Source organism: Acidobacteriota bacterium, from assembly GCA_040756905.1.
Lineage (GTDB): Bacteria > Acidobacteriota > Aminicenantia > JBFLYD01 > JBFLYD01 > JBFLYD01.
Window position 1 is genome coordinate 39,597 of sequence record JBFLYD010000038.1, and the last position, 8,147, is coordinate 47,743.

Consider the following 8,147-nt stretch of genomic DNA (forward strand, 5'->3'; position numbering starts at 1 on the left):
TCTTCTCTTTTAGATTCCCCCAATGGGAGATAATGTGTTGAATGTTTACAAACTCCGTGCTATATAAAAGGGACTCTGATGCCGGTGTTCCTCTTCAGCAAGATGTTTCTTATCGTTCTGGAAACAGTTCTCAACAGCAAGCCGATCGAACCAAAAACTTTCAGCTTACCGGCGCTTCTGAAAACCCTGTTTCCCCTCGGCCAGATCCGGGCGTTTGGTCATGATAAAAACTTCATTTTGAGTTATAATTTATCGTTATTTTAGGAGGTAATTATGAAAAGGAAGAAATTTCTTGAGGCTACTGGCTTTATTTTGGCAAGTGTACTCATTCCTTATAAGCCTATTTTGAAGAATATAATGGAAATTGAGAAATCAACTGGTAAATTTAGTGTTAAAGCTAAGATTTATGAGCTTAAATTGAAGCATGCATGGGGACTTGCAAGGGGCACATGGACTACCCGGAGGAATGTTTTCGTAAGGATTGAAAGAGATGGAATCTCAGGGATAGGAGAAGCTGCTCCTATCGCAAGATACAATGAGAGTGCAGAAAGTAACCTTAACTTCATAGAGAGGGCTAATCCTATCCTGGAAAGAAGCCTCTGGGAGTACTACGAAAGATGGAATGAAATCGATGCTATTACTGAAGGTGAGCATGCTGCAAAAGCTGCTCTGGATATGGCAATCTTAGACTGGATAGGAAAAAAACTCAACATCCCTCTTTATCGTTTCCTTGGTCTTGACAAGGGAAAAACTCCAATTACAACATTCTCAATTGGAATAGATGAAATAAAGGTAATGCAGGAAAAGGTTAAGGAGGCAGAGGAATTCCCTGTTTTAAAGATTAAAGTTGGAACAAAGGATGATAAAAAGATAATAGAGGGGATAAGAGAAGTGACGAATAAGCCTCTGAGGGTGGATGCCAATGAAGGATGGAAATCAAAGGAAGAAGCTCTTGAGATGATAAACTGGATGGCTAAGAAAGGAGTTGAATTCATTGAGCAGCCTCTCCCATCGAACATGATCAACGAGCAAACATGGCTTAAGGAAAGAACTAAGATTCCGATATTTGCCGATGAAAGTCTCATGAAGGCTTCGGATATACCGAGGATTGCCCATGCTTTCCATGGAATAAACATAAAGCTAATGAAATGCGGAGGGATGCATGAGGCATTGAGGATGGTTTCGATGGCAAGATCCCTTGGTTTAAAAACTATGTTAGGATGCATGATTGAAAGCTCTTTAGCCATTACAGCTGGAGCTACAATCTCACTTCTTTTTGATTATGCAGACCTCGATGGAAATCTTCTTATTACTAATGACCCGTTTAAGGGCGTTCGAACAGTAAAAGGAAAGCTTTTTCTTTCAGATAAACCAGGCCTCGGTGTTGAAGGTGATGTATGGGGATAGTCGGCTTCCGCTATTCGTGTCTATTGTGTGAGAGATTACCTAAAACAGAAGCAATTAATGAAATAAACTCAATTAGTGCTGAGGGAGCAACCTTCCATATTCACTGTAGCTCTGGATTCTTAAGAAGTGTTCAAAGGCAATTCTTGAGATGGATGTAATTGCCTCTTCCCCCTCTTTGCCATTTCTTAGATACGTTGTCATTACACATATTATGTAAGGTCTTTCCTTAAGATAAACAATTCCTGAATCACATCTAACTGCTTCGAGCTCTCCAGGCTTATTGGCAATGGATACATCCTCAGGAATCCCACTCCTTAAAGGACTTTCCTTAAATATGGATAGAATTTTAAGAAGCTCAAATCTAAATGGATCTTTTATCGCATTTTCCCTTCCAATCCTCTCTAAAAGCTCCATTATCTCCAATGGAGTTGAGATATTCTCCATCCCTTCCCGGGCAGTCTCGAGATCCATCATCTTCCTTTTTAATTTAGTATTTTTAAAACCAAAGGAATCCATCCTTCTGTTAACAGAATCCATTCCTATTCTATCAATAAGAATATTTGTTGCAGTGTTGTCAGAAAGCACTATCATCAAAACACACAAATCTTTAATAGAGAGGGAAAGAGTTGGGTATCCGAGATTAATTAATATGCCGCTACCTCTAACTTTTTGACTCTCCTTTAATTCAATAAACTCATCGAGTTTTAGCTTTCCCTCCTCTGCCTGTTTAAAAACTTCAAGAAGTATAGTTATCTTTATGGAGCTTGCCTGGGGAAATATCTCTTTTTCATTCAGAAAGAATGACTTTCCAGTCTTTAAATCTTTTATAGCAACACCCATTACCCCATCCAGTTTCTCTTCTATCTCTTTTATCCCTATCTGGAATTTTTCATCCAATAAAGAAAGTTTATCTCCATTCATCAATGAAGATGAAAAAATAATTAAACAAATTCCAACCATAGAATTAAAAATTCTTTTCATATTGCCTCCCATCATTCTTTACTAAAAAAATATCCTTAAATTCAACTATTTATGTAAATATGTAAGGCTTCAGCGATATATAAAGGAGCATCTTAATACTAAAGAGAGAATAGATTCTAAACATACAGGAGTGAGCAGGAAGGGTGGTGGAGAACCCGAAGGTTCCTGAAAACCGTCACGAATGCTGAGCGGGACTGGGGAAAATGCAGCGGGTTTTCGAAGTCACCCTTTCTGATCACTCTGAAACTTCTGAGCGAAGGGGATGGTTAATCTCTGTAAATATCCTTCATAAAAGTATTTCATCAACCCTTACTCCTGATGCAACATCCACTACAAAAGCTTTTTTTCCCTCAGAAACGATAATGTTTGCCACATCCATAAAAGATTCTGGTGCATAAGCAAACATACATCCTCCTCCGCCTGAGCCACTTATCTTTCCGCCGTGCGCTCCTTTTTGTTTCGCAAGATTAAGCATCCTGTTGATTACAGGGGTTGAGGTTTTAAACATATCCCTTAACAACTGATGTTGCATGTCCAAAAATTGACCAAATATTTTTGGGTCAACCTCTTTTTTTGACAGAATTTTTAGCCCCTCATTCACATAATCTCTATTTTTGATGGTCCCTTTTAGTAATAATCCCTCTTCTGGCGAAAGTTTATTACTAAATCTCTTCACATCCTGTTCTTTAAAGAATCTTAGTTTTTCAAGGTTTAAATCTGGCTCTAACTTTTTAATAACGTCAAGTCGGCCATATCTTAATTTTTTAAGGAGAGTAAGCGTATCTTTGGGTTGCAATGAATCTCCTATCACAAATTTTCCCAACCTTGATGGCAACCTCTTAATTATTGAAGGATTAACACCACAATCAATGTAGTTAACCCCACCCAGGGCAATAGCAAAGTGGTCCATCCATCCACCAGGCTCGCCAAATTCTAAAACCTCTGCCTCATATGAAAATAAAGCAATCTGCTCCAGGTCATTAAATCTCGGGTCATTAAAGGCTGTTAAAAGAAATTTTGTCCATGCTACAACCAATGCTGAAGAACTCGAACACCCTCCTCGCATCGGTATCTCACTATGCACCTCACAATCAAACCCATGGGTAATCTTGATTGCCTTATTTTGAAGCACGTTAACCACACTCCTCCAATAATCTCTCTCCTTCTGATAAGGAACCTTTCCTTCTACCTCAAAGACTTCATAATCATTAATATCCGGTAAATTGATGTTAAATCTTTTGTCATTTCGAGGAGTGCCAGATATTCGAATCCTTAGGTTTATTGCAGAAGCAATAACTGGCAGTTTCATATAATCTGAATGTTCTCCAAAAAGGCATATCCTTCCTGGTGCAGAAACGCTCAGAAATTTCATGGGAGCTGTTTTAACATTTCTTCGCATGTTAGAAACTCCTCCAAAGTATTTATACCCAAAATGAATCTTGGGTCAACTACAGAATATGTTTCAACCTTTTTTCCGTGCTTTGTTAGAATTTCAACAATATCGGTAAGGTAATACTCCTTTTTTACATTATCATTTTTTATTTCTGATAGGAGCGGCAAAACCACCTCTGCCTTAAAGCAATAATGAGAAGAGTTAACCTCTTCTATCATCTTTATTTCAGGGGAGGCATCAAATTCCTCCACAATCTTTATCACCTTGTTATTTTTATCTCTAACTACTCTTCCGTAAGGAGGAGGATTATCAAAATATGTGGTAATAAGTGTTGCATCCGCATCAGTTTCTTGATGATGCTGAATCAAGCCTTTAATAATCTTAAAATTGATTAAAGGCGCATCACCAACAAGCACTACCAAATCTCCGATGAAATTTTTGAGTAACTCTCTTGTCTGCATAAGGGCATGTCCTGTTCCAAGTTGCTTTTTTTGTAGCACATACTCAAAATCATATCCAAGGGATTTTATAACATTTTTAGCTTTATATCCAACCACAACAATAATTCTTTTTATACCAGCCCCAATGCATGCGTCAACAACATATTTTACAATGGGCTTCCCTGATATCTGCATTGTAACTTTAACTGTGTCTGATTTCATTCTGGTTCCTTTGCCAGCTGCCAGTATGATTCCGACTCTCTCCCTCATCTGCTCATTCTCTCCTTCATTAATTTAATAAATTCTTTTACAGGAAAAATAACCCAAAAAATAAAAACAATGAAGCCGATAAACCAGATTATCCAGGTAAACCAATCAAAATTCATGGAACACCCTAATCAAAGTAAAGTCTAAACAATCCACCCGCAAAGTACACAATCATAGAGCCAATGGAAAGCCATGCTGCAAATTTACCAAACCCTATTCCTCCCAGGATTATGCTAATTAGAAATGAGATAAGCCCAGAAACGAATATGCCAAGCATCAATCTTCCCCCTCTGGATACAGGGATTATGTAATATCCAGAACCTCTCTCTGTTTCTTTATGTCCTGGTTTTGTAGCCATGCGGATAGTTTTTGCCTTATCCATCTGAGCATTGTTTCTAAACAATGGGCTAAAAATTGGTGTGAAGATAAGAGCAGCTCCTGCACTGCAAAAAGTTGCATACGTGCTCGCATTGGGCGAACCAGCAAAAAAGAGGAAAACACAAAATGCGCCTGTGATAGCACCTGAAAGGTAACCTACAAAGGCACCAACCCAGTTGGCTCCTTTCCAGAATATTCCATAAACTATGGCAATAACAAACAAAGGCATGTCTGTTATCCCGATTAATGTGAGATATGCATTCACAGCTCCTAATTTCTTAGCAAGGAGGGAAAAACTCACCATGAATATGCCCACAAACAGAGTAACTATTCTCGCAACGCTGATGACCAGCTTTGATGATGCCCTCTTTTTCAGCACCCTCTGGAAGATATCGCTGGTGAAAAGCGTTGAAGTCGAATTGATATTTGAGCTTATCGTTGACATCTGGGCTGATAGAAGTCCACATATAACAATTCCAAATACACCAGCTGGAAGAAAACGTGAGAGCATGAATGGAATTACAGTGTCTCCAACCTTGATTCCTGAATCTATAACACGCGCTGCAAGACCAGGCATATACCACAGCAAAGCAAATGGCGTTGTTTGAATTCCAGAGAGTACCAGTCCTTTTGCCACCGTTTTAACATCCTTTCCTGAAAATGCTCTCTGAAGCATTCCTTGGTCTGTACATGCCCATTGAATTCCAAGGAAAAATATGGCGAGGATAAAAGCCCAATTAAGCTGCCCTGTTTGAGGAACAAGCTCAAAATGAGATTCAGGAACACTCCTGACTATTCCAGAAAATCCTCCTGCTTGCATCATTATCATTGGGAAAAAAATAAGAGCTCCCAATAACATAAGAGTAAACTGAAGAACATCAGTAAATGCTACCGACCACATTCCCCCTGCAGTTGTATAAATGATGGTTACAACAGAAAAGATGAGTGCCCACATCAGGTATGAACTTTCTCCGGTCCCAGTAATCACAATAGCTGCGGTGGTACCAGTATATAGAACAATTCCAAGCCAGAATGAAAGTCGAAATATCCATAAAACCGCAATGAGCACTCGCATCCCCAAGCCATACCTGATTTCCAGAAATTCTGGAATTGTTCTTATCTCAAGACGACGAAGGATAGGGAGGATAAATAGCCCTGCAAGGACAAGAGCCATATTTCCTGTCCATGTGTGCCAGATGATTGAAATTCCTTGTTCATATGCCTTTCCAGCCTGACCCACAAAGCTATACAAATTAACATTTGTGGCAGTAAGAGTTGCAGCAAGTATGAATGGAGGAAGCATCCTTCCAGCAACATAGTAATCATCAGGGCTCTTTATCCATCTAAAAAAGATTGACCCGAAAAAAAAGAGAAAACCCAGAAAAACTGCTACAATGACTATATCTACAGGTGTCACTTTTCCAGTTTCTGAAGCCTTTCTTTTGCCTGTTGATGCTCTGGGTTCAGTTCCAATGCTTTTTTATATGCCTTGATTGCCTTTTCTATTTGGCCTTTTTCTTCATAGGCTAAGCCCCGTAAAAAGTAAAGATTTGCAAACCATGGATTAGCTTCCTCTTCTGGATGCATCTTTATGTTAGCACCTGCCATAGATATCACTTCATCGAGTAAAATCTCGCTCAATTTTTTTAAGATTTTCGCCTGATAGAGCCTGTTCATTTCTAAAGCTCCATGGGCTTCATTCGCTGCTTGATTCCAGCATTTGAATGCCTCAGGAAGGTTATTCATCTTGCTGTATGCCAGTCCCTTATACCAAAGTATCTCTGCAAAATTGTGTAATGGTTCTTTAGTAATCCGAATGTTTTCCGGATATTCCATCGCCCTATCAAATTCTGATGTAGCCTCAAGATACTTTCCATCGTCAAAAAGCTTTTTACCTTTTGTCAAATAAATTGTCCTGTGCCAGGACTGAAATTCAAAGCGATGCCAGTGATCTGCTGGATACTTTGAGATAATCTCTTCCATAAGTTTAAAATTTCCTTTTTCAGAATATAATGGCAATAATTCTCTTACAATTTCGGATGGTTTAGATACTTTGTCAAGTCCAGATTCAAGAATTGCGATCGCTTTTTCTTTTTGTTTTATTTCTCCGTATAAATCAGAAAGTTCTTTGTAGCACTGGAAGTGCCATCCTCCATATGATAAAGCTTTCTCATACCATGAAACTGCCTCTTCAGGTTTTTTTTGAATTTTCCAGATAATAAGCCCGATATTCCTGTAAAGAACAGTCAGTAAATCTGAGTAGCTCATTTTTTCTTCATTTTTAAGATTTTCTATCTTCTGTGCCGATTTATTCCATTGTTCTAAAGCTTCTGAAAATCGATAACGGGATGCAAGGAAATTACCCATGGCATAACGGGTAATAAAGTTATCCTCAGAATTTTCTATTGCATCTTTTAATATAGCAAATTCCTCAAGACGATTGGGAAATAAATGTTGATAATTTTTGGTTTTCAGAGCATTCCCATAAAATTCTTTGCCTTTCTCTCTTTTGCCAATTTTGTTATAAAGATAGCCAAGATAGAACAAAGACATTGGCGATTTCTCTCCATCAATCATTTCCATAAGGGTAATCGCATCCTGGTAAAGTCCACTGTTAATATAAAGACATGCGAGTTCAAGATAGGATTGTTCTTCATCTCCCCTCACCCCTCCCTCTCCCCTGAGGGGAGAGGATTGAAGCCTGCCCCGTACTTGATGCGGGGGTGAGGGGGAAAACGGGTAAGATGTAACAAATATTAGTGCGTTTGTATTAATAAGATGCTGCTCGAAAGCTGCAAAGTAGTTTGTAGGTTCATCTTCAAACACACTTTTTATCATTTTCTCTGCGTCTATATATTTATGCATTTTTCTGTAAGCGGCTGATAGAAGCACTCTTGTTTCACTGGAGCGTGGATTTCTCTCGAGTGCCTTCTTGAAATGTTTAACTGCCTGATGATAATTACCTCTTGCGAGGGAAATTTGACCCAGACAGTGATAAGCTGTTGCAAATGTTTGGGAAAATTTAGTTGCTTTTAGAAGATAATCTTCTGCTGTCTGGAGGTTTCCAATTATTTTGTTCAACAATCCAAGGTAATAATAAGCATCTCCAAGTGTCGTGTCACTTAAATTACTTTCATTATTCTTTTGTGACACAACACTTTCCCTATGGGAGAAAGATCTCCTTAGACGCTTCGCTGAGCAGCTCATAGGAGCCTTTCGGAGAACTGAAATGTCAGGAGAATTAATCACCTCTCTTTTATCCGAAAGGCTCCTAGCACTGC

Annotated in this window: 6 protein-coding genes; 1 reads left to right on the forward strand and 5 read right to left on the reverse strand. The window is 38.8% G+C overall.

The window, feature by feature from the left end:
* Positions 1-273: 273 nt before the first annotated feature.
* Complete coding sequence (locus AB1410_06260) at positions 274-1,407, forward strand: dipeptide epimerase (protein ID MEW6456298.1); 1,134 nt, start codon at positions 274-276, stop codon at positions 1,405-1,407.
* 72 nt (positions 1,408-1,479) lie between these two features.
* On the opposite strand, the gene AB1410_06265 is transcribed toward AB1410_06260, so the two are convergent.
* The 5 genes from AB1410_06265 to AB1410_06285 form a co-directional block, all read right to left on the reverse strand.
* Entirely contained in the window at positions 1,480-2,388 is a 909-nt protein-coding gene (locus AB1410_06265) for a serine hydrolase (protein ID MEW6456299.1), read from the reverse strand.
* Between the two features lie 286 nt (positions 2,389-2,674).
* A complete protein-coding gene (locus AB1410_06270; GenBank protein ID MEW6456300.1) occupies positions 2,675-3,787 on the reverse strand; it encodes a galactokinase family protein in 1,113 nt (370 codons plus the stop codon).
* Positions 3,757-4,491 carry a sugar phosphate nucleotidyltransferase gene (locus AB1410_06275; GenBank protein MEW6456301.1) on the reverse strand — a complete coding sequence of 245 codons (735 nt, stop codon included), beginning with the start codon at positions 4,489-4,491 and terminating at the stop codon, positions 3,757-3,759. Before AB1410_06275 ends, AB1410_06270 begins: the two co-directional genes overlap by 31 nt.
* A gap of 124 nt (positions 4,492-4,615) precedes the next feature.
* The gene (locus AB1410_06280) at positions 4,616-6,283 is read right to left on the reverse strand and encodes a sodium:solute symporter family protein (protein ID MEW6456302.1); all 1,668 of its coding nucleotides are present in this window, start codon (positions 6,281-6,283) and stop codon (positions 4,616-4,618) included.
* Positions 6,280-8,147: tetratricopeptide repeat protein (locus AB1410_06285; protein MEW6456303.1), on the reverse strand; the 1,868-nt coding region annotated here is incomplete at its 5' end. The genes AB1410_06280 and AB1410_06285, both read right to left, overlap by 4 nt.